Annotated in this window: 32 protein-coding genes; 15 read left to right on the top strand and 17 right to left on the bottom strand. The window is 63.9% G+C overall.

Annotated elements, in window-relative coordinates; translation table 11 throughout:
• Positions 1 to 277: 277 nt before the first annotated feature.
• A complete protein-coding gene (locus tag DT603_RS14365; protein WP_162350668.1) occupies positions 278 to 454 on the top strand; it encodes a hypothetical protein in 177 nt (58 codons plus the stop codon).
• Positions 455 to 625: 171 nt separating this feature from the next.
• Here DT603_RS14365 and DT603_RS14360 read toward each other — a convergent pair whose 3' ends face one another.
• From DT603_RS14360 to DT603_RS14300, 14 genes are all read right to left on the bottom strand, one after another.
• Positions 626 to 988 (bottom strand): hypothetical protein, encoded by a 363-nt coding sequence (locus DT603_RS14360; RefSeq protein WP_162350667.1) that lies wholly within the window; start codon positions 986 to 988, stop codon positions 626 to 628.
• A 245-nt stretch (positions 989 to 1,233) separates the two neighbouring features.
• Complete coding sequence (locus DT603_RS14355; RefSeq protein WP_162350666.1) at positions 1,234 to 1,677, bottom strand: GNAT family N-acetyltransferase; 444 nt, start codon at positions 1,675 to 1,677, stop codon at positions 1,234 to 1,236.
• 96 nt (positions 1,678 to 1,773) lie between these two features.
• Complete coding sequence (locus DT603_RS14350; protein WP_162350665.1) at positions 1,774 to 2,256, bottom strand: GNAT family N-acetyltransferase; 483 nt, start codon at positions 2,254 to 2,256, stop codon at positions 1,774 to 1,776.
• 294 nt (positions 2,257 to 2,550) lie between these two features.
• Positions 2,551 to 2,847 (bottom strand): hypothetical protein, encoded by a 297-nt coding sequence (locus tag DT603_RS14345; RefSeq protein ID WP_162350664.1) that lies wholly within the window; start codon positions 2,845 to 2,847, stop codon positions 2,551 to 2,553.
• A gap of 234 nt (positions 2,848 to 3,081) precedes the next feature.
• A complete protein-coding gene (locus tag DT603_RS14340; RefSeq protein ID WP_162350663.1) occupies positions 3,082 to 3,399 on the bottom strand; it encodes a hypothetical protein in 318 nt (105 codons plus the stop codon).
• 111 nt (positions 3,400 to 3,510) lie between these two features.
• Positions 3,511 to 4,056, bottom strand: a complete 546-nt coding sequence (locus tag DT603_RS14335) for a hypothetical protein (protein WP_162350662.1) — start codon at positions 4,054 to 4,056, stop codon at positions 3,511 to 3,513.
• A gap of 105 nt (positions 4,057 to 4,161) precedes the next feature.
• Positions 4,162 to 4,998 (bottom strand): IS3 family transposase, encoded by an 837-nt coding sequence (locus tag DT603_RS14330; protein ID WP_343037768.1) that lies wholly within the window; start codon positions 4,996 to 4,998, stop codon positions 4,162 to 4,164.
• Positions 4,968 to 5,324 carry a transposase gene (locus DT603_RS14325; protein WP_162350661.1) on the bottom strand — a complete coding sequence of 119 codons (357 nt, stop codon included), beginning with the start codon at positions 5,322 to 5,324 and terminating at the stop codon, positions 4,968 to 4,970. The genes DT603_RS14330 and DT603_RS14325 overlap by 31 nt, the downstream gene beginning before the upstream one ends.
• A 73-nt stretch (positions 5,325 to 5,397) precedes the next feature.
• A complete protein-coding gene (locus tag DT603_RS16335; RefSeq protein ID WP_425500987.1) occupies positions 5,398 to 5,781 on the bottom strand; it encodes a DUF4279 domain-containing protein in 384 nt (127 codons plus the stop codon).
• A gap of 561 nt (positions 5,782 to 6,342) precedes the next feature.
• A complete protein-coding gene (locus tag DT603_RS14320; protein WP_162350660.1) occupies positions 6,343 to 6,654 on the bottom strand; it encodes a DUF5076 domain-containing protein in 312 nt (103 codons plus the stop codon).
• Positions 6,655 to 7,078: 424 nt separating this feature from the next.
• Entirely contained in the window at positions 7,079 to 7,426 is a 348-nt protein-coding gene (locus DT603_RS14315) for a hypothetical protein (RefSeq protein WP_162350659.1), read from the bottom strand.
• 692 nt (positions 7,427 to 8,118) lie between these two features.
• Positions 8,119 to 10,254 carry a bifunctional 23S rRNA (guanine(2069)-N(7))-methyltransferase RlmK/23S rRNA (guanine(2445)-N(2))-methyltransferase RlmL gene (gene rlmKL / locus DT603_RS14310; RefSeq protein WP_162350658.1) on the bottom strand — a complete coding sequence of 712 codons (2,136 nt, stop codon included), beginning with the start codon at positions 10,252 to 10,254 and terminating at the stop codon, positions 8,119 to 8,121.
• 134 nt (positions 10,255 to 10,388) lie between these two features.
• The gene (locus DT603_RS14305) at positions 10,389 to 10,961 is read right to left on the bottom strand and encodes an alpha/beta fold hydrolase (RefSeq protein WP_162350657.1); all 573 of its coding nucleotides are present in this window, start codon (positions 10,959 to 10,961) and stop codon (positions 10,389 to 10,391) included.
• Entirely contained in the window at positions 10,958 to 11,446 is a 489-nt protein-coding gene (locus DT603_RS14300) for an MOSC domain-containing protein (protein ID WP_162350656.1), read from the bottom strand. Before DT603_RS14300 ends, DT603_RS14305 begins: the two co-directional genes overlap by 4 nt.
• Positions 11,447 to 11,585: 139 nt before the next feature.
• Between DT603_RS14300 and DT603_RS14295 the strand changes: the two genes are divergently transcribed.
• The 4 genes from DT603_RS14295 (at position 11,586) to DT603_RS14280 (ending at position 14,945) form a co-directional block, all read left to right on the top strand.
• A complete protein-coding gene (locus DT603_RS14295; RefSeq protein WP_162350655.1) occupies positions 11,586 to 12,164 on the top strand; it encodes an N-acetylmuramoyl-L-alanine amidase in 579 nt (192 codons plus the stop codon).
• Between the two features lie 57 nt (positions 12,165 to 12,221).
• Positions 12,222 to 13,142: an acyl-CoA thioesterase II gene (tesB, locus tag DT603_RS14290; RefSeq protein WP_162350654.1), complete on the top strand. Its 921-nt coding sequence runs from the start codon at positions 12,222 to 12,224 to the stop codon at positions 13,140 to 13,142.
• Between the two features lie 3 nt (positions 13,143 to 13,145).
• Positions 13,146 to 13,676, top strand: a complete 531-nt coding sequence (locus DT603_RS14285; protein WP_162350653.1) for a putative signal transducing protein — start codon at positions 13,146 to 13,148, stop codon at positions 13,674 to 13,676.
• A gap of 81 nt (positions 13,677 to 13,757) precedes the next feature.
• A complete protein-coding gene (locus DT603_RS14280) occupies positions 13,758 to 14,945 on the top strand; it encodes an RNA polymerase sigma factor (protein WP_162350652.1) in 1,188 nt (395 codons plus the stop codon).
• Positions 14,946 to 15,065: 120 nt separating this feature from the next.
• On the opposite strand, the gene DT603_RS14275 is transcribed toward DT603_RS14280, so the two are convergent.
• Positions 15,066 to 15,656, bottom strand: coding sequence for an EF-hand domain-containing protein (locus tag DT603_RS14275; RefSeq protein ID WP_162350651.1), 591 nt, complete (start codon positions 15,654 to 15,656; stop codon positions 15,066 to 15,068).
• A 144-nt stretch (positions 15,657 to 15,800) separates the two neighbouring features.
• Here DT603_RS14275 and DT603_RS14270 point away from each other — a divergent pair, with 144 nt between their 5' ends.
• Genes DT603_RS14270 through DT603_RS14260 form a run of 3 tightly spaced genes read left to right on the top strand, consistent with a single transcriptional unit; the run spans position 15,801 to position 18,405 of the window.
• On the top strand, positions 15,801 to 16,382 hold the full coding sequence (locus tag DT603_RS14270; protein ID WP_162350650.1) for a phosphatase PAP2 family protein: 582 nt from the start codon (positions 15,801 to 15,803) through the stop codon (positions 16,380 to 16,382).
• A gap of 1 nt (position 16,383) precedes the next feature.
• The gene (locus DT603_RS14265) at positions 16,384 to 17,112 is read left to right on the top strand and encodes an arginyltransferase (RefSeq protein WP_162350649.1); all 729 of its coding nucleotides are present in this window, start codon (positions 16,384 to 16,386) and stop codon (positions 17,110 to 17,112) included.
• Between the two features lie 21 nt (positions 17,113 to 17,133).
• Positions 17,134 to 18,405: an endonuclease/exonuclease/phosphatase family protein gene (locus tag DT603_RS14260; protein ID WP_425500986.1), complete on the top strand. Its 1,272-nt coding sequence runs from the start codon at positions 17,134 to 17,136 to the stop codon at positions 18,403 to 18,405.
• A gap of 4 nt (positions 18,406 to 18,409) precedes the next feature.
• Here DT603_RS14260 and DT603_RS14255 read toward each other — a convergent pair whose 3' ends face one another.
• Together DT603_RS14255 and purT are read right to left on the bottom strand one after the other, a co-directional pair.
• On the bottom strand, positions 18,410 to 18,697 hold the full coding sequence (locus tag DT603_RS14255) for a hypothetical protein (RefSeq protein ID WP_162350647.1): 288 nt from the start codon (positions 18,695 to 18,697) through the stop codon (positions 18,410 to 18,412).
• 9 nt (positions 18,698 to 18,706) lie between these two features.
• Positions 18,707 to 19,891, bottom strand: coding sequence for a formate-dependent phosphoribosylglycinamide formyltransferase (gene purT, locus DT603_RS14250; RefSeq protein WP_162350646.1), 1,185 nt, complete (start codon positions 19,889 to 19,891; stop codon positions 18,707 to 18,709).
• A 118-nt stretch (positions 19,892 to 20,009) separates the two neighbouring features.
• On the opposite strand from purT, the gene DT603_RS14245 reads away from it, so the two are divergent.
• From DT603_RS14245 to DT603_RS14215, 7 genes are read left to right on the top strand one after another with little or no spacing between them, the layout of a single operon-like run.
• Positions 20,010 to 20,888: an SPFH domain-containing protein gene (locus tag DT603_RS14245; RefSeq protein WP_162350645.1), complete on the top strand. Its 879-nt coding sequence runs from the start codon at positions 20,010 to 20,012 to the stop codon at positions 20,886 to 20,888.
• A gap of 22 nt (positions 20,889 to 20,910) precedes the next feature.
• The gene (locus DT603_RS14240) at positions 20,911 to 21,099 is read left to right on the top strand and encodes an Arc family DNA-binding protein (RefSeq protein ID WP_162350644.1); all 189 of its coding nucleotides are present in this window, start codon (positions 20,911 to 20,913) and stop codon (positions 21,097 to 21,099) included.
• Positions 21,096 to 21,275, top strand: coding sequence for a DUF4177 domain-containing protein (locus DT603_RS14235; protein WP_162350643.1), 180 nt, complete (start codon positions 21,096 to 21,098; stop codon positions 21,273 to 21,275). Before DT603_RS14240 ends, DT603_RS14235 begins: the two co-directional genes overlap by 4 nt.
• A gap of 1 nt (position 21,276) precedes the next feature.
• A complete protein-coding gene (locus DT603_RS14230) occupies positions 21,277 to 22,593 on the top strand; it encodes an alpha/beta hydrolase (protein ID WP_162350642.1) in 1,317 nt (438 codons plus the stop codon).
• 21 nt (positions 22,594 to 22,614) lie between these two features.
• Positions 22,615 to 23,208, top strand: a complete 594-nt coding sequence (locus DT603_RS14225) for a PH domain-containing protein (protein WP_162350641.1) — start codon at positions 22,615 to 22,617, stop codon at positions 23,206 to 23,208.
• 9 nt (positions 23,209 to 23,217) lie between these two features.
• Positions 23,218 to 24,024, top strand: a complete 807-nt coding sequence (locus tag DT603_RS14220; protein ID WP_162350640.1) for a M15 family metallopeptidase — start codon at positions 23,218 to 23,220, stop codon at positions 24,022 to 24,024.
• Between the two features lie 37 nt (positions 24,025 to 24,061).
• Positions 24,062 to 25,099 carry an NADP-dependent oxidoreductase gene (locus DT603_RS14215; protein ID WP_162350639.1) on the top strand — a complete coding sequence of 346 codons (1,038 nt, stop codon included), beginning with the start codon at positions 24,062 to 24,064 and terminating at the stop codon, positions 25,097 to 25,099.
• Positions 25,100 to 25,110: the final 11 nt, after the last annotated feature.

Below are 25,110 nucleotides of genomic sequence, written 5' to 3'. Positions count from 1 at the left end.
CCCCTCTCCCGCCCTGGCGGGCACCCTCTCAGCCTTGCACACCCTTCGGGCGCCACAAGGGGAGAGGAAAAAGGCGGAAAAACCGGCGACGGCTATCCACTAGTGGCCCTCGCAAGACGAAAATGTGAAGTCCACCGCGCTTTTCACCCCTCCGCCAACGCCAAAAGCGCCAGCGACGACGCTTTTACCGTCATCGCTGACGAAAAAAGCGTCATGCATGACGTTCAAAGCGCCATCGTTGCCGCTTTGAACGACTCCGATGACGCTTTAAGCGTCGATGGAGAGGGTCATCGACGTTGATTCCAGCGTCAGAAGCGCCGTCGATGGCGAAAAAAGCGTCATCGATGCGGCTTTTTTCCCCAGCTATGACGAAAAAAGCGCCAGCGACGGCGCTTTTTTTATTGCTACCCAACGTCAAAAGCGCCTCGCACGGCGAAAAAAGCGTCGTGCATGACGCTTTTTTCGTCAGCGATGGCGTTTGAAGCGCCAACGGAGGCGCTTGAAGCGTCAACCACGGCCCGGGAAGCGTCGACCGAGGCGCTTTTAGCGCCATGCAGGAAGCAGGAGTGGAGGCTGCAATCCCGCAAGGGGACTGGCTTTGCGGGTCCGGCCTGGAGACGAATGGCTAGGCGGCGGGATAAAGACGCCGGCCCGTCGCCTTTTCATAACTCCGCAGCAGGCGTGACAGGTGCGGCCGCTGCAGGACCAGGCGCTTGGTCAGGCCCCAGGGGCTGCGACCCTTCTGGTACTTGAAGTCGATCCACGTGGTCCTGGGACTGCCATGCCGGAATGTCTCCCACACCATTGGCAGGTAGTCATCCTCCAGGCTCAAGCCCACCACATGCTTGACGCTGACCCGCTCGGGATCGCCACGCTGCAGACGGTAGGTGATGTAAACCGACCGGCGCTTGCAGTATCCGCAGGTGCGGCGCAACAGCTTCTGATCCCAGCCGCCGGGTGCCAGCTCATCCCGGATGAAGGCCGCCACGCTCTTTGATTCGCACACGGCGAGCCAGGCCGGCCGGTCGCCGCATGAGATGCACTGCCACCAGTATCTTGCCGCCATGGAAGGTGCTGCCTGAGGCCGTATGTCGTTCGATTGTACTGATGCCGTTGTCGATGCCCGACGTGCGCGCCGGATAGCGTCCCGGCGTCAGCCGCCTGCCGCAGCCGATCGCTGGATCACGCTGTCCACCAGCCCGCAGGAACTACCGGGCCGGCTTGAATGGATCGTCAGGCTCCGCTCGATGAAGCTGCCGAAATGTAACCGTTGGCAGATGCCCAGTCGGGATTTTCATACTTTGCCATTGCGCTGGTCATCGGACGATAACCAAGCCTTGCGTAAAAGTCCTCCTTGCCAGGAACCGACTGGAGCATGACGTTGCGGGCGCCAGCGGTGGAAGCCAGCGCCTCGACAATAGTCTTCCCCAAACCCTTGCCCTGGCATTCCGGATCGACGACCACGTCAAAGACAACCGTCCAGTTGATCCTGTCGGTAAGTGCGCGCCCAGCGCCAACCAAGCGACTCCCATCGTATGCGAACAGCGCAACCTGGCTGTTGCGAAACGTCTGCTCGAGCAAGGCAGCGCTTCGTGCACCGAGCGGCGCACGAATGAACAGATCTTCGAGGCACGTCCAGCTGACAGACTCGATCGATTGAGAGAGTGAAATTTCCATAGAATTACTCCGGCCCCTGACGAACAAAACAAGGTGCCGAAGCACCAGATGTGAAACTTGAATGCAGCACGATGCGGGCTCGGCTTGAATGATTTGTCAGGTTGCGATCCGCAAAGACCACTGGGCTAGTGTCTGTCCGTCATGATCGACCAGCAAATCACCCTTGGAGAAGCCAAGTCGCGAAACAACCTTCGATGACGCTGCATTTTCAGGGACGATACGGGCAACGACCTCCTTCACCAGACCGCTGGAAGTCGCTATCTCCAGCAATTGCCTGACTGCTTCGGTTGCGACGCCCCGCCCTCTCTGGCTCCCGGCCACCCCATAGCCGATCTCTACGCGGCCATCCGCAGGAGCGGCCCTGAACCTGCAGGTGCCCAGGACCGCGTTGCGCGAAACGATCAGGAAGGGAGCACACCATCGGGCGGGCGTGCCCACGTCAATCTGGGCAAGCGCATGCGTGGCGACACGGGCTGGCGGCAAGGCACCATCCACTGTCTGCATGCCGCCCAGGTCAACGGGCTCCGAAGCCTCCAGACGCCGAAGGTTTGGCAAATCAATGAGTATGAGCTCGAACATTTCCGACTCTGCCACTTGCGACATGGTATTCCCCGCAGCCCAACGCCTGGATCAAGCCAATCCGCATCAGGGCGGCGACCGGAGGTCGAATATAGCCGAAGGCGTGCAGCCGCAACCGCAGGCATTCCTTTGAAACATAGGGTGGGCCCCGGCCCACCATTGCCATCCATCAGCCCGCATCGGCACCTAGCGAAGGCGATGGGCTGAAGCCCGCCTTGCGGCTGCCGGATCGCACCGACCCGTCAAGCTCCTGGAACGCCACGCATGCCGTGCGCCCATCCCGGCTACGCCGGCCTAGAATTTGGCAAACAGCAAAGGAAGCACAAACGCGGCTATCGAAACCACAACCCAGGTGACCACTCCCGCGGAGACCTCACCTTTTGACCTGGCCCTCATGCGATGAAAGGGAACCACTACGAATAGCTGCACCGCCAACGCGATCAACGCGCCACCGAGCGGAAATATAACGCCCATGCACCCATCACTTTGACAGGTACGACTGAACGTGGCGCCCCAAGCGGTCAACAGGAAAATTACGGCGATCAAAACATACAGATAGGAGGGATCGGCTTTCTTCTGATCAGTTTGCATGCGATTGTCCGTGGGGCTCGTGTTGGAATTTAAACACGCCTATTGGAATCCAGGGCGCAACAACCGAAGGGCATTGCGCCGCGCAGATTCATCGGCACGAAGAACTCTGCCGCCAACCGACAACCCGAACGAATGGCTGCCGCTGCCGCATCGTTCTTCCATGGCGCAATGCCCTTCGGCTATTACGCCCTACTTGCCGATGTGGGCTCGGCTTGAATGAATTACTGGGCCGCACTAGCCGGAGCTCCTGGGAAACGTAAGAGCAGCAATAAACAAGATCAGCGATATCACGCCGAGGAACAGTACGGCCGATCGATTTGATGTGATGCTGCCAGCACGGGTATGCCGCTGCACGAAAAGTCCAATCAGGTAGCCGGGAAACGTCGCGAGCGCACCACCAAACCAGGCAGTCTGGTACCAATCACTCAAGCCTTGAACCGAAAGACTTGCGATTGCACCAATAGCTTGCGCAACAAGCACAGTGACGAATAGTGGTCGGACTGGTTTCAGATCCTCCCAGCTGTAACTGAGCTTGAGACCGGAGTCGCTCATATAAGGTCTAACCCCTGAATTAAGCCGACGCGCTTTGCGGCCTTGGGCAAGTAATAATCGATGGCACTTGCATGAGGCCGCGAAGCGGGCTCGGCTTGAACGAATTGTTAGCTACTTAACCTTGAATCCAGCTTCGAGTGGCAATTCGGTTCCAGCGATCTTGTCCTTGATGACAACCTTGTATCGCCAAGAGCCCTTTGGTTCAGAGCTGTCTGCCTTGAAGCCAACAGTAATGTTGGTAATGTAGGTCGTGTCGCGTTCCATTGCGAAATCCGGATCAAAGCACACTGCATCTCGCTGCTCTGTCGCGAAAGAGCCATCCGGCTTGATAAGCGAAAAGTCACACAGAAGTTTCGATCTGCCTGCCTCATCAACGGCTGGGTTACCGAAGAACGTCAACAGAAATAACGTGCCATCTCTTCCCACATCAGAAGTTTCAGTAAAGTGAGGGACGTGCTCTCGCGGCGTATTCCACTTCTCCTGCCAATCTTGGTCGGCAGTGATTAGGATCATTGCGCTCATCGATCCGGTCGACTTGCGTGACGACGTTTCTGGCACAGGAGTTCCATCTGGATTTCGCCAGTAGCTTTTATTGACTTGCGCCACGGATGACCCGGAAACAGCGATGAGCAGAATTGCGAGCGCGAGAATCTTCATATAGTAGCTAACGCCTGAATTAAGCCGACCCGCCTAGGTCAACTGTCCAATTAATGCCGTAACGATTCGGGAGGGAGTTCCTACGCAAAAGTGGACACCGTCTGGTTAGCTGCATTGCAGTTCGTACTCGACCGGTGAGCGGTAGCCCAGTGCCGAGTGTAGGCGCTGGTGATTGTAGAAGTCGACATAGTGGCCGATGGCGCGGTGCAGCGATTGATCGTCGGGGAAGTGGCTGCGGTGATACATGTCGGCCTTCAACGATTTGTTCCAGGACTCCATGTGCGCGTTGTCGTTCATGCGCCGCGGCCGGTTGGCGGACTGGACGAAGCCGGCGGCGTGCAGGCGCTGCTTGAAGTCCCGGGCAATGAACTCGATGCCGCGGTCGCTGTGGAAGAGCGTGCCGGGGTCGGGCTGGCGTGTACGCAGGGCCGCTCGCAGCGCCCGTCGGGTCAGGGACGTGGTGCGGTCGGCGCCCAGCGACCAACCCAGCAGCCGACGCGAGTAGCGATCCATCACCGTGGCCAGGTAACGCCATTGCCCGCCGGCTTTCAGGTAGGTCACGTCAGCCACCCACACCTGGTTCGGACGCGTGGCTTCGACCGTGTGGGCGTGGCTCTCCACGCTGGCCAGGAACTGGGCAAGGCCCGGGCGCCGGCGGTACATCTGCGCCGAGCACGCGCGCACGCCCTGTTCCCGCATCAAACGCTCCACACGCCGTCGCCCAACGCCTTCACCTTGTCGCTTCAGCGCCGCGTGGATGCGGGGACTGCCGTAGGTCTGACGACTCTGTGCATGCGCCAGGCGGATGCGCTCCACCAGGCCGGCATCATCGATGGCACGCTGGCTGGCAGGCCGCTGCTGCCAGGCATAGAAGCCTGACGGGCTGACGCCATGCAGCCGGCACATCGTCCTCACCGGGTGGGCTTCCTGGTGGTGGGCGATGAAGGCGAAGATGTCGTCCTTCGACCGGAAGTGAACGCGATGGCTTTTTTTAAAAGGTCATGCTCGACCTGCAGCCGTTCGTACTTGCGCTTCATCTCACGCAGCGCCTTCGACTCAGCCGCCACGGCCTTGCCCACGTCCACACCCTTGCTCATGATCGCTCCTTCGCGGGCCAGCTTGCGCCAACGAGACAACATGAAGGGATGGATGTAAAGCGACTCGGCCACGTCACGCACCGAGACGCCGGGCAGCTGGCTTAAACGCACCGCCGTGGCCTTGAACACATCGCTGTAGCGATAGGTGGTGCGGGGACCTGGGGTTGGCATGGGGACACTCCTGAGTGTTAGATCAGGGTGTCCACTAAACCGTAGGAACTACCGGTTCGGCTTGAATGAATTGTTAGGCCGCGTCATCCGACGAACCACCGTAGCCGTATATATCAAAGTCCAAGCTCAGTCCGAGTGCTGCAGATCTTCTTTGTAGGTCAGCACTCAATACGAATCCCGTATTGAAGGCACCAGTGAATAGTCCGATAAAGAAGCCTGCTTTGCCGCCAGATTCTTGTATCTTATCAAAGAGCCCCTTGTGCTGAGCCAAGTCAGTCAGAGTCTCATCTAAGAACCTTGGAAGATCATCGTCCTCAGGGACGTCAAAAGAATACGAACAGTAAGTCTCTTTGTAGATACCGGGTAGCGGAGCGCCTTTACGCGTCACGCGCGGCTGTCCCACAGTCCAAGAATAACGAGGATCTCGTCCTAAGCTGGACGAGAAGAACTCGGGCACATGCGCCGGATGTGTAATACGCAGTGACACGTCATAGCTATAGCGGAGAGATTCTGTCAAAGCGGCCTAACGATTGAATTAAGCCGACCCGCAACGCGGAAGTCGGGAAGTGGGAGAGCAACACCCGCGACAGGAACCAAAGAACTAACGAAGCGGGTTCGGCTTGAATGAATTGTTAGGGCTCAGCCCGGACTACCAACTACGAACGGTTGAGAGCGCTTCCGAGAGAGCCTCACCCATTTGCGTTGAGTCCGCGACGTGGCGGGAAAACTTCATGGCCTTACGATCCCACGCGTTGACCGACCAGCCTGCCGTGGATGATCCATCAACCCAGATCTGGGCAATCCGTCCATCACTTAAGGTCAGGTCCAAGGACCGCACCTCAGAGTCTTTGTACAAACGCTGCCAATGAAGCTGATGCGCAACGGCCCAAGTGTCAAGTGCGTCAGCGATAGTGTCGAACATGAGCCCTAACGCCTGAATTAAGCCGGCCCGCCCAAGCCGACTTTCCGATCAATGCCGTAACGATGCGGGCTCGGCTTGAATGAATTGTTAGACCTGCTACCCATGCCCTGGACTAAACGAGCCTTGCACGTCAGAGGTTGGGTCTCCTATCTCGTCATGCAACGACTTAAGAATTGCGGCAACGGTGTCGGGGAAAGGTTTTCCATAATTCTCTTGCAGCGCATTTGCGATATGGCGAATTGTGTCGGCAAGAAATATGCCCCATGCCTGTTGCTCGTCACGGCCGTTGTCCTGCCAGAAACCAATCTTGATGCTGCAGTGCTGGCCCTGCTCAGCGATCCAGGCACTTAGCATCTGGATCGACTTCTCGTCTCGCTGTGCTGCTGGTGGGATGACTAAAGGGTTCATAGCAGGTCTAACGCCCGAATTAAGCCGACCCGCAACACCGCAATCCCGTCAGATCAACGCGATAACGATGCGGGTTCGGCTTGAATGAGTTGTTATGCGGCAATGGCCGATGCATGAAAGATCCCCTGCCCCGAGTGTCACCTTGGGCGAACACTACCAGCAACCTTGAACCGAAGCATCACCAGCAAGCCTGGGCGCGGGTTGAGCCCAAAGCCGACGATGCGGGATGTGCGTTAAACCAACACGCTGAGCAACTATCAGATCAAGTGCTTACCGGAGCCGACGCCAAACGCTTGCACAATTTGACCGAAGTAAGAACTGCCGACCCACTGCCCCATTGCCGTATAACGCCTGAATTAAGCCGGCCCGCCCGATTAACTGCCGCTCATTGCCGTAACGATGCGGGCTCGGCTTGAATGAATTGTTAGGCCCCGCCCGCGTGGAGCTTGCGGTATAGAGCCTGCCTATCAGCATCACTCTGCAATGAATCAAATCGCTCGACCAAGCTAAACCAATAGATCCTCTCGTTCATGGTCATGCTACGGATGACCGATATTGCGCTTTGCCGGAATGCTGACCAAAACGCATACACCCGATCATGATCCTGTTTGGAGCCAATCCAGACATTGCCGATGTAGCGCTCCAAAGTTGCGGCAAGGTCGTCAGCCGTGGCGGAGCTGTCCTTCCAAGCGACTAGTTGATCCGCTACACCTTGCAGCGCGGGATCGGTGGATACGGCACGAACTTTTTTCACTAACTCGTCAAGGTTCATACGGGGCCTAACGCCTGAATTAAGCCGACCCGCAGCAGGGCGGCGACTGGGTGCGAATATAGCCGAAGGCGTGCACCTTGGCGCCGCCCTGATGTGGGTTCGGCTTGAATGAATTGTTAGGCCTCAAGGTACCCGAATTGTCGCAGCCAGGTCCTGCAGCCGTACTCATGCTTATTGAATATGGAAGTTTCGGCGCAGGTCCAAACATTAACTTTACCCACGTCGTCGGTGCACGTCGCGGAGTCACGTGGTGTTGGCCCGAGCCACTTGCCATCGGATGAAATAACTGGATTGCCGAGCAACTCGAAAGTTAGCGCAAATCGGACAGGCAGGAAGAGTAATGCGGCTAGACAGGCAAGTGTGGCCAGCAGAAAGATCACGGCGCGCATTAGAATTTACTCTTGAGGCCTAACTCTAAGTAGACCTCAAATTCGAGGTGTAACCCATAGTGTGTTGACGCGCCCGCACAGGTCAATCAGAAATTTTCCCAGCCAACTCATCTACTTGCTGGCCGGCTTTGGCTTGGCGGCCCGCCTCAATACCGCACAACACCCCGAAAACGCGCCGGCAATCCATATCGCCTCAGTTGTGAGTTGATATCTAGCTCTCGAACACAGAGTTTTCGGAGATGCCGGGTTCTACTGACCTCTCGCGTGGAATGCATCTTGCCTGCAGACCGTCCCGCGTCCCGATCAAACCCGGGTCAACCGCCAGCACCGATGGATCCGCGGATTCCGCTCGAAATCCGGCGGGATCGTCTGCGGGGTGATGTCCTCGCAAACGGCGAATTCGGCCACTGCATTCTCGTCCAGCTTGAAACGGCGGAAGTTGTTGGAGAAATACAGCACGCCTTCGGTGGTCAGCCGGTCCACGCAGGCGCGCAGCAGGCGCACGTGTTCGCGCTGGATGTCGAAGTCGTCGGCGCGCGCGGAGTTGGAGAAGGTCGGCGGGTCGCAGAAGATCACGTCGTAGCGGTTCTTCTCCGCTTCCAGCCAGCGCAGCGCGTCGGCCTGGACCAGGCGGTGCTGGGCGCCGGCGAAGCCGTTGAGCGACAGGTTGGCCGCGCACCATTCCAGGTAGGTCGAGGACAGGTCCACGGTAGTCGTGGAATCGGCACCGGCAACCGCCGCCTGCACGCTGGCCACGCCCGTGTAACCGAACAGGTTGAGGAAGCGTTTGCCGCGTGATTCCTGGGCCATGTGCCGGCGCAGCGGGCGATGGTCGAGGAACAGCCCGGTGTCCAGGTAATCGAACAGGTTGACCTGCAGCAGCGCACCGTTCTCGCGTACCTGCAGCAGCTCGCCGCGTTGTTCCATCCGGCCGTATTTGCTGCCGCCCTTGCCGCGCTCGCGCGACTTCATCGCCACCTGCTCGGCCGGCACCGCGAACACCTCGCGCGCGGCGGCCAGCAGCTCGTTGCGGCGGCGGCGCACGTCGGCTTCGGGAATCTCCTCGGGCGCGGCGTATTCCTGCACGTGCAGGAAGGTGCGCATCTCGCCTTTGGCTTCCCGGTACACGTCGATGGCCGCCGCATATTCGGGCAGGTCGGCATCGTAGGCGCGGAAACAGCTCACCTCTTCGCGCGCCGTCCAGTTCTTGAACTTGCGCAGGTTCTTGCGCAGGCGGTTGGCCACCATCAGTGCGCCTTCGGACAGTTCACGCGGCGTCTCGCTCTGCACCCTGGGCGGGCCGACCGGATCGCAGACGATCAGTGCGCATTCGATGGCGCCGTTGAACAGCTGGTACTTCTTGTTGGCACGCAGGCCGGTGGCATAGGCCAGCTCGGGATTGCCGCACAGCAGGCTGGCGCGCCACAGCGGCACCGTGCGGCGCAGCGCATCGCCCAGCTTGCGGTACAGCGTGGTATCGGCGGCCAGGCGCTCGTCGTAGGGCGGGTTGCAGACCACGGTGCCGCGCTCGAACGGCGGCGCCTGCAGCTCGCCGACCTCGCGCACGCCGAACCAGATCTCGTCGGCGACCCCGGCCACTTCCGCGTTCTCACGCGCGGCGCGGACCGCGTGCGGATCGACATCGCTGCCGAACATGGCCTGCTTCAGCCCGCTGCGCCCGGTTTGCTCGCGCTGTTTTGCCTCTTCCACCAGCGCCTTCCACACCTCGACATCGAAGCCGAGCCAGCGGCTGGGCAGGCTGCGCCCATGGCGCTGCAGCCCCGGCGCCACGTCGGCGGCCATCAGCGCGCCTTCGATCAGCAGCGTGCCGCTGCCGCACATCGGGTCGAGCAGCGCGCCGCCGTCGTGGTAGCTCTTCGGCCAGCCACCGCGCATCAGCACCGCGGCGGCCAGGTTCTCCTTCAGCGGCGCATCGTTCTGCACATTGCGCCAGCCGCGGCGATGCATGGGGCCGCCGCCCAGGTCGATGGAGATGGTCGCCCTGCCCTTGCGCAGCGACAGGTTGATGCGCACATCGGGATGGTCCACGTCCACCGAAGGGCGTTCCTGTCCCTGGGCGCGCAGCGTGTCCACCACTGCATCCTTGACCCGTTGCGCGGCGTAGCGCGCATGGGTGATCGCATCGCCCGACACATGCGCGTCCACCGAGAGCGTGTGGTCCGAACGCATATGGTCCTGCCAGGCGATGGCGGCCACGCCGTCGTACAGGGCCAGCTCGTCGGCACAGTCGAATTCGTCGATCGGCCACAGCACGCGGCTGGCCAGCCGCGACCACAGCACCGCGCGCTGGGCGTCGACCAGCTCGCCTTCGACGTTGGCTCCGGACACTGTGGCCGTCGCCTTCTCCACACCCAGTGAAAGCAGCTCGTCGACGAGCAGGTATTCCAGGCCTTTACCGCAGGAAACGAAGAATTTCATAGTGAAGCAATGCCTTTTTTTCTTTTCCCGCCGGGAGAAGAGCTTGTCCCCTTCAAGGCGGGGTGCCCCGAAGGGGGGATGAGGGAAAGATGGTTCGGATCACCAAGTTGCGTCGCGGGTGCGGGCTCCCTCCCTCACCCGGCGCTGCGCGCCGACCTCTCCCGGAGGGAGAGGTGTTCCAGCAATTCCGCGAATGCTTGCGCCGACGCTTCCACGTGATCGCTCAGCCGATGCGTATCGTCCACCAGCAACAACCGCGCGCGCCGTGGATACGCCCAGTCGGCGACCGCCTGGGCGGGAATCAGTTCGTCGTCCCAGCCATGGATGATGGAAACCGGCACCGGCGCGCTATCCAGGTCGGCCAGGTGACCCATGCGGATTGGTGGCGCCATCAGGAACAGCGCGACCACCGGCACCTCGAGTGAAACCCGTCCCGAGATATAGGCACCCAGGCTGGAACCGGCCAGCACCAGCGGACCGCGCCCGGCTGCTGCGGTTGCCAGCGCAAGCAGGTGGGCCTGACGCGCTTCCACATCGCCCAGCTCGCTCATGTCGCGGCGCGCGTCGAAGCCGGTGTAGTCGGGCCGCTCGTGGGTCCAGCCCAGGCGCTCGGCGGCCAGCGCAAGTGCGGCAACCTTGGTCGCGTCGGGGCCGCTTTCGAAACCGTGGGAAAGGATGCAGTGGCCCTTGCTTGCAGACTGGCTCACAGGGCAACCACTTCGTCACCGATGCGGAAACTGCCGCCGGACACGATGCGCGCGCACAGGCCGCCGTGGCCGCGCATGGCGTTGTAGCCGCCCGCGCCGAGTGCGGTTTCCATGCGCGAACACGGGTCGCAGGGATCGGTGCCCTGCAGGACCACGTCGCCGATACGGAACTGGCGCGCCTTCAGCGCGATCAGCGGAATGCCGGAGACCACCACGTTGCGGCGAAGCAGCGCCGGCAGCACGTCGCGCCCCGCCAGGGCCGCGATCACCGGCAGGTGCTCGGCCTGGATCAGGGTGATGCCGCGCTTGCCACTGCCGCCCTTGTAGCGGTCGCCACGCAGGCCTCCGGCGGTGAGGGCTTCGGCGCTCTCGACTTCCAGCATCACTTTTTCGCGGGCCGGGCGCAGGCCGATCCACTCCACCTTGCCAACCTGCGGCAGCGTGGCCATCAGCCTGGCGAGTTCGGAATCGGGATTGAGGGGCATGAGGGGGTTCCGGCAGCGGACAGCGGTCCGGCGTGGGCGGTGGGCGGGGCGGTCAGTTTACTTGACCCTGTCGCCGCAGACCGGCGAAGCCTCGTCCGGCCGGGCCTGAACGGGGCAAGCCGGGTGCTAGGATTCGACCATGCTTGCCGACCTGCCGCCGCTGCCGCCCATCCTCCCGTCGCCCCTGCCCTACGAGCTGTTGCTGGAGGAACGGCCCCGCAGCCAGATCGACCTGGTGGTGATCCACTGCACCGAGCTGCCGGACCTGGCGGCCGCCCGCGCCACCGGCGAGCAGGTTCTCTACGAATCGGGCACCGGCAACAGCGGCCACTATTACATCGACCGCGACGGCAGCGTGCACCAGTACGTGCAGGTGGAACGCATTGCCCACCACGTGCGCGGCTACAACCCGCGCGCGATCGGCATCGAGCTGGTGAACGTGGGGCGCTACCCCGACTGGCTGGCCGCAGGCAGCCAGGCTATGCACGAGCCCTACACCGAAGCGCAGATCGTGGCGCTGCTGTCGTTGCTGCGACTGTTGCGGGAAGAGATCCCCACGCTGGCCTACATCGCCGGGCACGAGGAGCTGGATACCACCCGGGTGGCCGCCAGCGACAACGCCGCCGTGCAGGTGCATCGCAAGCTTGATCCCGGGCCGCTGTTTCCCTGGCAACTGGTCATGCAATCGACCCCCCTGCAGCGCCTGCGGCCCCTGTAGGACGCTTCATGCGGCCCGCTATAATCGGCCGCTTCGCATCCAACCGGTTGTCCGCCCTTGTCCCCCACCCCTGAACCCGTCGTCAGCGAACTGATCGAGCTGCTCTCGCTGGAGCGCCTGGAAGACAACCTGTTCCGCGGCCAGAGCCGCGACATTGGCACCAAATACGTCTTCGGCGGCCAGGTACTGGGGCAGGCGCTGTCGGCAGCCCAGGCCACGGTGGAAGGCGGGCGCATGGCGCATTCCCTGCACGCCTACTTCCTGCGTGCCGGCGACGTGGAACACCCCATCGTCTATGACGTCGACCGAACCCGTGACGGCGGCAGCTTCTCGGTGCGGCGGGTGACCGCGATCCAGCACGGCAAGGTGATCTTCTTCTGCGCCGCCTCCTTCCAGGGTGACGAACCCGAGGCCCAGCAGCACCAGCTGTCGATGCCCGAGGTGCCGCAGCCCGAGGACATCGAACCGGCGCCGGCCGTGCCTGCCGAGGTCATGGCGACCCTGCCGCCCAAGGTGCAGCGCTGGCTGTCGCGGCGCGGGCCGTTCGAATTCCGGCACGTCTATCCGCGTGACGAACTCAACCCGCCCAAGCGCCCGCCGTTCCAGCAGGTCTGGTTCCGCCTCAGCGAGCCGGTGGGCGATGCGCCCGAACTGCACCATGCGCTGCTGGCATATGCCTCGGACTTCCAGTTGCTGGGCACCGCCAACTATCCGCATGGCATCAGCTACTACCAGCCGAACGTGCAGATGGCCTCGCTGGACCACGCGCTGTGGTTCCACCGCCCGTTCCGTGCCGACGACTGGCTGCTGTATTCCATCGACAGCCCCAGCGCGCAGAATTCGCGCGGCCTGGCGCGCGGGCAGATCTTCACCCGCGACGGCAAGCTGGTGGCCAGCACCGTCCAGGAAGGCCTGATCCGGGTCATGCCCGAAGCAGACGCCACGGCAAGCTCCGCAGCGACCGCGGCAGGGCGCTGATCCATGCGCCAGGTATTCACCAGCTTGCGGATCGAGACCGTCGAGGGCGTGGCCCGGTTGTTGGAAGAAGCCGGCATCGAGGTCTACCTGGCCAACGGGCGCTCCTACCACAGCAAGCGCGGCGGCCAGTTCAGCTACGCCGAGCCGATGAAACTGAAGCAACAGCCCAGCGTGTGGGTGAAGCGCGCCGAGGACCAGCCCCGCGCGCGCGAACTGCTGCGCGAAGCGGGCCTGCTTGCCAGCACCCGTCCCGGCCAGGGTGACCCGCTGCTGTTTGCCGGTGCGGTGGTGGAAGAACAACCGAAGCGTTCGCTGGCCTGGCGCATCCGCGTGGGCCTGCTGATCGCCGTGGCCATTGCCGCGCTGGCCACGGTGCTGCGCCATCGCAGTGCGCAGGACGCCGTGCCGGTCGCGCCGGTGGTGGAATCCGCTGTCGAGGCCACCCCGACCGGAACGGACACGGCCGAGCCCGCGCCGCAGGATGAAGAGGGAGTGCGCGTGCGCATCACCCCGCCCGCACCGCGCCAGCCCTGAGCCAAAAGCCCGCCTGTCGGGTCACATTCACGCCGCCGCCGCGTCTTGGTCCGCAAACCACGTGACCGCAGGAAGCCCGCCATGAATGCCGACACCCTCGAACTGATGCTGTATCGCGAACTGCCGGCGGCGGCACGCGGCGACTCGCATGCCTACGGTCGCATCGTGGTCGCCTGCCAGAACACGGTCACCTCCATCGCCCTGGCCATCACCCGCGACGTGCCGGCCAGCGAGGACATCGCCCAGGAGGCGTTCCTCAAAGCCTGGCAGCAACTGGACCGACTGAAGAACGCAGCCAGTTTCCTGCCATGGCTGCGGCAGATCACCCGCAACCTGGCGCGCGACCACCTGCGTGCGCATCGCAACCGGCCGCTGTCTGGCGAAAGCGCGGAGCTTGCGATCGGCATGGCCGCCGATCCTTCGCCCACGCCATCGGAACAACTGTTGCAGACCGAAGAGGAAAGGGTCGCCGCCGACATCATTTCCGCGTTGCCCGAGGAGAGCCGCGAAACCCTGTTGCTGTATTACCGCGAAGGACAGAGTTCGCAGCAGGTCGCAAGCCTGCTTGGATTGAGCGATGCGGCGGTGCGCAAGCGGTTGTCGCGCGCACGCGGTTCGGTACGCGAGGAAATGCTCAGGCGTTTCGGTGAATTCGCCCGCAGCACCGCGCCGGGCGCTGCATTCGTCGTTGCGGTCAGCGGCGCAATGATGGTGACGGCGCCAGCGGCCAGCGCGGCAGCACTGCTGGGCGCAGGCGCGGTGGGATCGGGCGTCGGCAAGCTGGGAGTCGGAGGACTGGGTGGATCGGTCGTCAACGGCGGCGTGGCCCTGGGCGCACTGGGAACGGCATTCGGCGGCCAGTGGCACATCGTTGCTTCGGCGCTGGCGGGCGGAATGCTCGGCGCCTATCTGGGCGGCCTGAGCCTGCTGAGCATGGCCGAGACTGCCGATGAGCGGCGGCAGATTCGCGGCTTCCTGTTCATGAACACCGCGACCAGCGCGATCTTTTGCCTGGGCATCGTGGTGCTGGTCGCCCTGGATGCCAGGACGCTGCCTGTCGTGGCGTACACACTGGCCGGCATGGCAGTCATCAACTACCAGTGCCTGGTGCCGTTGCAGCGGATCATGGCGCCCATGCTGGCCCGCGCCGCCACCCGCGGCGGCCGCACTGGCAAGTATTGGGTGTACGAAAGCATGTACGGCCGCACCGGCGTGTACCTGGCCAACCTGGGCGTGGTGGCGGTGCTGGCCTGGGCGTACCTGCGCTGAGCAAGCTGGCAGGGAGCCGATGCAAGGCGCCCCGGCAGCGATTGAATATCCTTCGACAACCATTCCATAAAAAAACCCACGCCGTCGCCGGCGTGGGTCTGTCATCGGATCTACTCGAGCTTATTTGGTGGGCGCCGCTTGCGCCTTGCCGTGACGCGGGCCACCGTGATCGCCACGCTGCGACCTGGAGGCATCCACTTCGGCGCGGCTCAGCTTGCCATCCTTGTCGGTATCGGCGCGGGCAAACCACTCGTCCGTGCGCTGCTTGGCGCGGGCCTCGTGGTCGGCGCGGTCGATGAAACCGTCCTTGTTCGCGTCCATCTGCTCGAAGCGCGTGGCCAGCTTGCCCTCGCCGGCAGCGGCTTCGGCGCGGCTGATGCGGCTGTCCTTGTTGGTGTCCAGCTTGGCCATGAAGTCGCGGCCGCCTTCACCGCGCGGGCCGTTGCGGCCGCCGTGCTTGCGATCGCCGTGACGCCACATTTCCTGACGGGTCAGCTTGCCGTCCTTGTCGGCATCCAGTTCGGCGAACTTCGCCGCCAGGCGCGGCGACTTCGCGGCTTCACTCTTGTCGATGGCGCCATCGCCGTTGAGGTCGAGGCTGGCACGCTGCGGCTTGGCCGCGGCGGTGGTATCGGGCTGGGTGGCAGCGAACGCGGTCGCCGAGGAAAGCGCCGTCAGCACGGCCAGGGTAAGCAGGGTCTTGCGGCTCATTTGAATCTCCGGGAAAGCGTGGCGCGTCTTGGCCACTGCCAGGGATAACGCCCGCTTCGCCACCACGTTGACGCGACGGCGGCCGCATTCAGATTGCAGACAGTCGCAGCCCACGCGATGCGCACCGCGCAGTATCCTGAGCCCATGAGCCACGCCATTGCCCGCGCCGTCTCCATTTTCGGCCACCCGATGCTGGTGCTGCCGCTGGCGGCGGTGGTGTTGCTGTTGCTGCGCGGACAGCAACAGACGGCCTTGTGGATCACCTTGTGCTTTGCCGTGTTTGCCGGCGTGGTGATGGCCTGGTCCACCTGGCAGGTGCGCCGCGGCCACTGGGCGCACGTGGATGCCAGCGGCAAGCACGAGCGTTCGTCGCTCAACCGCTTCCTGCTGGTAATGCTGGGGCTGTCGGCCCTCGGTGCCGTGCTGCTGCAGGCGAAGGAGCCTGCCATTGCGCTGGCCCTTTGCGCGGCCATGGTCGCAATGGCGATGGCGACGGCGCGCTGGTGCAAGCTGTCCCTGCACATGGCCTTCGTCGTGTTCGCGACCGTCCTGCTCGGCAATGCCCATTGGTGGCTGGGACTGCCCAGTCTGCTGTTCGCCGGCGCCGTAGCCTGGTCGCGACTGCGGCTGCAGCGCCACGTGCCACGCGACCTGGTGGCCGGGGCGTTGACCGGTGCATTGGCCGGCATCGCCTGTGTTGCACCGCTTGTGGCGGGAGCGTCCTGACATGGGCAACGATCCGCAGCAGCCGATCGATGACCTGCGCCTGTTCCATACCGGCGAGCATCCCTGCGGCTACTGGCCGGACCGCATTGCACGCGACCTGGTGCTGGATCCGCGCGATCCCCGCCTGCCCTCCTTCTATCCCACTGCGTTGAGCTGGGGCTTCCGCCGCTCTGGTGACCTGGTGTATCGCCCGCACTGCGCCGGCTGCCGCGCCTGCGTGGCAGTGCGCATCCCGGTGATGGAATTCGAGCCCGATCGCAGCCAGCGCCGCTGCGCCGCGCGCAACGTGGATGTGGAAGCACGCATCGTGCCTGCCGAACGCACCGAGGAGCATCTGGTGCTGTATCGGCGCTACCTGGCGGCCCGCCATCGCGACGGCGGCATGGATGAACATGGCGCGGTGGAATTCGAACAGTTCCTGGTCGGCAGCTGGTCGCAGGGCCGGTTCCTGGAACTGCGAGAGCATGGCAAGCTGATCGCCGTCGCGGTGACCGACATCACCCCGGATGCATTCTCGGCGGTCTACACGTTCTTCGATCCGGATCTTGAAAAGCGCAGCCTGGGCACGCTGGCCATCCTCCGGCAACTGGAGTGGGCGCAGCGCGACTCACGCCGCCACCTCTATCTTGGGTACTGGATCCAGGGCCATCGGAAAATGGATTACAAGCGACGTTTCCGGCCGCTCGAATCCTTTGACGGACGCCACTGGAACCGCGCCGAACTGGGGTGATGTGCCGAAACACCGGATCACATCGCTGCAACGGGTGCTGCGTCAGGTCATCGCGCTGATGCATGCCCGTGTCAGAATCCGTGCATGCGCCGACTCCTGATTGCCCTTGCCATGCTTCCTGCCCTCGCTTCCTGCGTGCACGTCAACGTGCATGGCGATCCTTCCGCCTACGTCGGCGAAGCCAAACTGCGCGTCGCCACCTACAACACCTCGCTGTACTCGGACGAGACCGGCGGATTGATCCGCGAACTGCAGGGCGACAGCCGGCACGCGCGCAAGATCGCAGCGGTCATCCAGCGCGTGCGCCCTGACCTGCTGCTGTTGAACGAATTCGACTACGACGACGCCCACCTGGCCGCCGACCTGTTCCAGCGCAACTACCTTGAGGTCGCACAGGCGGGAGGTGGGGCGCCGTTGCGCTATCCCTACCGATACCTGGCACCGGTGAACACGGGCGTTGCCAGCGGCCTGGACCTGGATGGCAGCGGCCAGGCCGGTGGTGGCGGACGCAATGGCGGCAATGACGCCTGGGGCTACGGGCTGCATCCGGGGCAATACGGCATGCTGGTGCTGTCCATGCAGCCTATCGACGCATCGGCGGTCCGCAGTTTCCAACTGCTGCGCTGGAGCGCCATGCCTGGCGCCTTGCGGCCGGTCGATCCGGCCCTGCGCCAGCCCTTCCATCCGGACCACATCTGGACCCAGCTGCGCCTTTCTTCCAAGTCGCACTGGGACGTGCCGGTTCGTACGTCGAAAGGCATCGTGCATTTCCTGGTCTCGCATCCCACTCCACCGGTATTCGACGGCCCCGAAGACCGCAACGGCATGCGCAACCACGACGAAATAAGGTTGTGGACGGAATACCTTTCAGCCGGCGACAAGCCGTGGCTGTGCGACGATCGCGGGCAATGCGGAGGACTGGGCGCCGATGCCAGGTTCGTGATCGCCGGAGACCTGAACAACGATCCCGTCGATGGCGACGGACGCCACCAGGCCATCCTTGAATTGCTGGAGCATCCGCGCGTGCTGCGCCACGCCACGCCACGCAGCGAGGGCGGCGCGGAGCAGGCCGAGGCCTATGCGTCCGCAGGCCTACAGCACCGCGGATCGCCTGCCCAGGTAACCGGCGATTTCGGTCCCAAGGCCGGTGCCATGCGGCTGGATTACGTATTGCCCTCGACCGGTTTTGCGCTGGAGGGCAGTGGCGTGTTCTGGCCGCCCCGGGCCAGTGCAGAAGCCGCCATTGCCGATGGCAGCGACCATCACCTGGTGTGGGTCGACCTGGCGCTGTAACCGGTCAGGTTGCGGCCACCACGCGAGGGCCAAAGCCGAAGCGGTCGTCGCCATGCGCCGACACGATCATGCGCACCATGCTGCCGGGCACCATCAGTTCGACCGTCGAAGCCTTGCCATCGGCGGCCTGCACCTCGATCGTCATCTCGACCAGTGAACCGGCCGTGTCGATTTCCTTGCACAGGACATGTGCGCCGGCCGGCCCTTCGCTCAGGTAAGGCTTGATGGCCTCGCCCAGCGCCTCGAGCGCCGGGGGAAAGAAAAAAACCGCATAACCTTCGCTTCCGTTCATCGTGTTTCCTTATTGAAGTTCAATGGTGATGGCCGCACAGGCCTGGGCCGCCTGCGCCCGCGCCGCGTCCACGCTGGCTGCGCGCGCCAGGGTCACGCCGACCCGGCGCTGGCCTTCCACCCGCGGCTTGCCGAACAGGCGCAGACCCGAGTCGGGCGCCTGCAGCGCGGCCTCGATGTTGGAGAACACCGGCACGCCATGGCCCTGGGCCAGCATCGCGCAGGAAGCCGACGGACCCAGCTGGCGAATGGCCGGAATGGGCAGGCAGAGGATGGCGCGCGCATGCAATGCGAATTCGCTGAGGTCCTGCGAAACCAGCGTCACCAGCCCGGTGTCGTGCGGCCGCGGCGACACTTCGCTGAACCAGACCTCGTCGCCTTTCACGAACAGCTCCACGCCGAACAGCCCCAGCCCGCCCAGGTCATCGGTGATGGCCTGGGCGATCTGCTGCGATCGCTGCAGCGCCAGGGCCGACATCGGTTGCGGCTGCCAGCTCTCGCGGTAGTCGCCGTCCTTCTGCCAGTGGCCGATGGGGTCGCAGAAGGCGGTACCGCCGGCATGGCGCACGGTCAGCAGGGTGATCTCGTAATCGAAATCGACGAAGCCTTCGACGATGACCCGCCCTGCGCCGGCGCGGCCGCCGGTCTGGGCGTAGTCCCAGGCGGCATCGACCTCGGCTTCGGTGCGTGGCGTGCTCTGGCCCTTGCCCGATGACGACATCACCGGTTTGACCACGCACGGCAGGCCGATGGCGGCGACCGCTTCGCGGTAATCGGCGTGGGTGTCGACGAAGCGATAGGGTGAAGTCGGCAATCCCAGGGTCTCGGCCGCCAGCCTGCGGATGCCTTCGCGGTCCATGGTCAGGCGCGCCGCACGTGCCGTCGGGATGACCCGCAGGCCCTGGTCGCGCTCCATTTCCACCAGGGTCTGGGTATGGATGGCCTCGATTTCCGGCACCACTAGGTGCGGTTTTTCCAGCGCGATCAGCGCCCGCAATGCAGCGGGATCGAGCATGTCCAGCACATGCGAGCGATGCGCGACCTGCATGGCCGGCGCGTCCGCATAACGGTCGGCGGCGATCACTTCCACCCCGAACCGCTGCAGCTCCAGTGCCACTTCCTTGCCCAGCTCGCCCGATCCGAGCAGCAGGACGCGGGTGGCATGGACGGAAAGAGGCGTGCCTAGGGTCGTCATGCGGCGGGTTCCAGCGGAAGGGCTGCGCATTTTAGCCGGCCCGGCGCGGGCGCCATCGGGCCCATTGACACCTGATATCAATTTGATATCTTTCTTTCGAACTCGAGAGGACATACCGATGAAAGAAAACCCGCTCCGCTCCCTGCCCGGCATCCCCTTCCTGCTCGGCGTGCTGGTGATTTCCGTGTTTGCCGGCTGGCTCTTCATCCAGGGCGTCAGTGCGACCAAGGCAGGCACGCCCGCGCCGCTGATGATCGTGGCCGGCGTGCTGCTCGGCCTGGTGGCCTTCCTCAGCCTGATCGGCCTGTACACGGTGCAGCCCAACCAGGCCGCCGTGGTCAGCCTGTTCGGCAAATACGTCGGCACGGTCAAGGACAACGGCCTGCGCTGGAACAACCCCTTCTACACCAAGAAGAAGGTGTCCCAGCGGGTGCGCAATTTCGAAAGCGGCAAGCTCAAGGTCAATGAGCTGGATGGCAGCCCGATCGAGATCGCCGCGGTGATCGTGTGGCAAGTGGTGGATTCGGCCGAAGCGGTCTACAACGTCGACGACTACGAAAGCTTCGTCCACATCCAGTCCGAGTCGGCGCTGCGCACCATGGCCACCAGCTATCCCTATGACCAGCACGAGGACGGCCAGCTCGCGCTGCGCAGCCATGCCACCGAGGTGTCCAAGCACCTGCTGGATGAATTGCAGGACCGCCTGGCCGATGCCGGCGTGCAGGTACTGGACGCGCGCATCAGCCACTTGGCCTACGCGCCGGAGATCGCCCAGGCCATGCTGCAGCGGCAGCAGGCCAACGCGGTGATCGCCGCACGCACCCGCATCGTGGCCGGCGCCGTGGGCATGGTCGAAATGGCGCTCAACGAACTGCAGAAGAACGGCGTGGTGCACCTGGACGAGGAGCGCAAGGCGGCGATGGTCAGCAACCTGCTGGTCGTATTGTGCTCCGAGCGCGGTACCCAGCCGATCGTCAACGCCGGCACGCTGTACTGAGCCGGGCGGAACGGACCCGATCGTGGCGGAGAAGAAGGCCTATCCCCTGCGCATCAGCGCCGAGGTCCTGGACGCGATGCAGCGTTGGTCGAACGACGAACTGCGTTCGCTGAATTCGCAGATCGAGTACGTGCTGCGCGATGCGCTGCGCAAGGCCGGGCGCCTGCCCAGGGCCAATGAAGACGACAACAACAAGGAGCCGGGAAAGTGAGCAAGCGCTGGAGTCACAAGGTGGTCGAAGTATCGTTCAGTCTGTTCGGCGGCAAGCTGGGGGAGAGGATCCAGATGGAGCTGGACAAGTTCGGCGCGCTGGGATGGGAACTGGTGACCGTCAACCAGACTTCCGCGGCCGACGTGGTCCGGCTTTATTTCAGGAAGGAGGCGTGAGATGAGCCATCGGGCATCCCTGCTGCTGGCCAGCCTGCTGGTCTTCGCCGCCTTGCTGATCACCTCGCCGGCAGCCCTTGCGGCCGATGCACCGGAAGACATTGCCAAGCGCCTGCTCGACCGGATGGACGCGCGGCAATACGATCAAGCCGAAGCCATGTTTACGCCGGAGATGGCCGCCGCCGTGCCCGCTGACAAGCTCAAGGCGGTGTGGGAATCCCTGCCCGTGCAACTCGGCGCCGCCAACGGGCGCGGCAAGGCGAAAGTGACCCCGCACCAGGGCATACAGGTGGTCGTGGTGCCACTGCACTACGCCAATGGCGAGTTGCTCGCGCAAGTGGTGGTCGAGGCCAAGGGCCGGATTGCCGGCTTCCTGGTCCAGCCCGCACCGCCCGCTCCCGCGGCCGCACCTGCAGCCGATGCCAGCTACATCGAGCGGGATTTCGCGGTGGGCGACCTGCCCGGCACGTTGGCCATGCCCAAGGCGCCGGCCTCGGCACGAATCGCCGCGGTGGTGCTGGTGCATGGCTCCGGCCCACAGGACCGCGATGAGACCATCGGCCCGAACCGTCCTTTCCTGGATATTGCGCGCGGCCTGGCGGCGCAGGGCATTGCCGTGCTGCGCTACGAAAAACGCAGCAAGGCGCGCCCGCAGGATTTTGCCAACGGCAAATACACGATGGATGAGGAAACCACCGACGACGCGGTCGCCGCCGTGGCCGCGTTGCGCGCTGCGCCAGGCATCGATCCCGGCAAGGTCTTCGTACTCGGCCACAGCCAGGGCGGCATGCTTGCCCCGCGCATCGCGCAGCGGTCAGGCCATGTCGCCGGCCTGATCCTGTTCGCCGCCCCGGCGCGTTCGCTGCTGACGATCCTGCCCGAGCAGAACCGATACCTGCTCGGCGCCGATGGCGTCATCGATGCGCAGGAGCACAAATTCCTGGAGCAGCTGGACCGCAAGATCGCCAGGGTCCGTGGCGACGGCGCGGTTGCCGACCAGGACACGCCGCTCGGTCTGCCCGCAGCTTACTGGCGCGCATTCGAAAAGATCGATCCGCTGGCCGACGCGCGCGCGGTGGGCCTGCCCATGCTGCTGTTGCAGGGCGGTCGCGATTTCCAGGTCGTCGATACCGACTGGCAGTTGTGGAAGAAAGGCTTCGCGACCAGGCCACGCGCCAGCTTCAGGCACTATCCCGCGCTCAATCATCTGGGCATCGCCGGTGAGGGAGCGGGCACGTTGGCGGAATACAGCAAGCCCGGCGGCCATGTCGACGGGCAGCTGATCGACGATGTCGCCTCCTGGATCCGGCTTCACTGAGCGCTGGCGCCGGGATACGGGATGGACAAGGATTCAGACCCGCGCCTGCAACTGGTTCCAGTCGACGCCAGCGCGCGATTGCTGCTGTTCTTCCTGTGCGTGCTGCTGCCCCTGATCATCACTGCTGTCTCGCTGCTCTGGGCACGCCAAGGTGCTGCCCCCGTGAAGCCGGCCAGCGGCAGCCCCGCGCTGGCTTCGGCCGCGATACTGGCGGGCTTGCTGGCGCTGACGCTTGCGCTCTGGTTCGTGCTTGACCGGGCGATGCTCAGGCACCGCGTACAGCTGACGGCGTCGCGCCTGGAGGTGAAGTCGAGTTTCTACTCGCAGTCGCTGCCGCTGTCGGAACTGCAACTGGGTCAGGCGCGGGTGATCGATCTCGACGAGCACAAAGGATACAAGCCGCGCATCAAGAGCAACGGTTTCGCGCTGCCAGGTTTCAGCAGTGGCTATTTCCGCCTGCGCAATGGCCACAAGGCTTTCGTCGCCATCACTGGAGGACCGCGCGTGCTGTGGTTGCCGACAAGCAACGGCCGCGACCTGCTGCTGCAACCCCGGCAACCGGACGCCCTGCTCCAGCGCCTGCGCGAGCTGGCGGCGCAATCGCCGCACCGCTAAGCTGGGCCGATGCGCGAACGCCCCCGTTTCCTGCTCAACACCCCGGATATCGAACTCTGGCCCGGCGGCCTGCTGCGCGCGCGCAGCAATGCCGATGCACGGATCCTGTCGCGCGCCCGCGCGGTGCTGCGTCGCAAGCACGACGGTCGCTACCTGGCCGCGCTGCTGCCTGAGGGTCTGCACACGCTGCTGCCGCGCTGGACCCGCGGTCCGGGCGCCCAAGCGGCCCTTGATGCACTGGACGGCCTGAGCACCGAGCATGGTTTCGACATCGATGCGGCCGGCGAACTGCCGCTGGACCGCTTGATCGAGCGCCTGCATTTCCTTGGCCTGGACGAAGGTTATGGCGACCAGGCCGGCCTGGCGCTGGTGCCGGAACCGGCCGCCCTTGCCTTTGCCGGCTTCGATCGCTACCGGCGCCCGCTGTGGCTGACTGCCAGCGCGACGCGTGCATGGCAGTCAATGCGCCAGGCGGCGGCCGCCGACGGCGTGGCGCTGGAGGCGATCTCCGGTTATCGCAGCCACGATTACCAGCTCGGCATCTTCGAACGCAAGCTGGCCCGCGGGCAGTCGGTGCAACAGATCCTGACCGTCAATGCCGCGCCGGGCTACAGCGAGCATCACAGCGGCAATGCGCTGGATATCGGCGCACCCGGCGAACTGCCGGCCGAGGAGTCCTTCGAAGCCACCGCGGCTTTCGCCTGGCTGACCACGCATGCGGGCGATGCCGGTTTCCACATGAGTTACCCGCGCGACAACCCGCATGGCATCGTCTATGAGCCATGGCATTGGCATTACCGCGGCGCCACGTCCTGAACCCGCCTCCATCCTGCCTCAATCCACTGGAACCCATATGACCGAGCTTGCCTCGCTGCAGAACCACCAGATCCGCCTGGCCGCGCGCCCGGTCGGCATGACCAAGCGCGACAACTGGCAGTTCACGACGGAGGCCGTGGGCGAGCCGGTCGAAGGCGGCGTGCTGGTCAAGACCCTGTGCCTGTCGCTGGACCCGGCCATGCGCGGCTGGATGAACGAAGGCAAGTCGTATATCGCGCCGGTCGAGATCGGCGAGGTGATGCGCGCCGGCGGCATCGGCAAGGTGGTGGCATCGAACGATGCGCGATTCGCGCCCGGCGACCTGGTCACCGGCGGCCTGGGCGTGCAGGAGTACCGTCAGTTCACGCCCATGGAAATCAAGCGCCAGGGCATCAGCAGGATCGATCTGCGCATGGGCAGCATCACCCAGTGGCTGAATGTGCTGGGCATGCCCGGCATGACCGGCTACTTCGGGCTGATGGACGTGGGCCAGCCGAAGGAAGGCGATGTGGTTGTGGTCTCTGGCGCCTCCGGCGCGGTCGGGCAGACGGTCGGGCAACTGGCGAAGATAAAGGGCTGCCGCGTGGTCGGCATCGCCGGCGGCAAGGCCAAGTGCGATTTCGTGGTCAATGAGCTGGGCTTCGACGCCTGCATCGATTACAAGAACGAGGACGTGCGCGCAGGCCTGAAGGAGCACTGCCCCGAGGGCATCGACATCTACTTCGACAATGTCGGCGGCGAGATCCTCGACCACGTGCTGGCACGCCTGCGCCGCAAGGCCCGCATCATCATCTGCGGCGCAATCTCGCAGTACAACGCCACCACCGCCGTGCAGGGACCGAAGAACTACCTGTCGCTGCTGGTCAACCGCGCGCGCATGGAAGGCATCGTGGTGTTCGACTATGCCGACCGCTACCCGGTCGCCATCGCCGAACTGGCCGGATACCTCAAGGACGGCCGCCTGAAATCGCGAGAAGACGTGGTGCTGGGGCTGGATACGTTCCCCGAATCCCTGGTCAAGCTCTTCACCGGGGAAAACTTCGGCAAGCTGGTGCTGCAGGTTTCAGCCGAATAGGAGGCGAGGCT

The organism is Pseudoxanthomonas gei (genome assembly GCF_010119615.1).
Lineage (GTDB): Bacteria > Pseudomonadota > Gammaproteobacteria > Xanthomonadales > Xanthomonadaceae > Pseudoxanthomonas_A > Pseudoxanthomonas_A gei.
The sequence above is the reverse complement of the archived record's forward strand: the minus strand, read 5'-3'. Positions and strand labels throughout refer to the sequence as shown.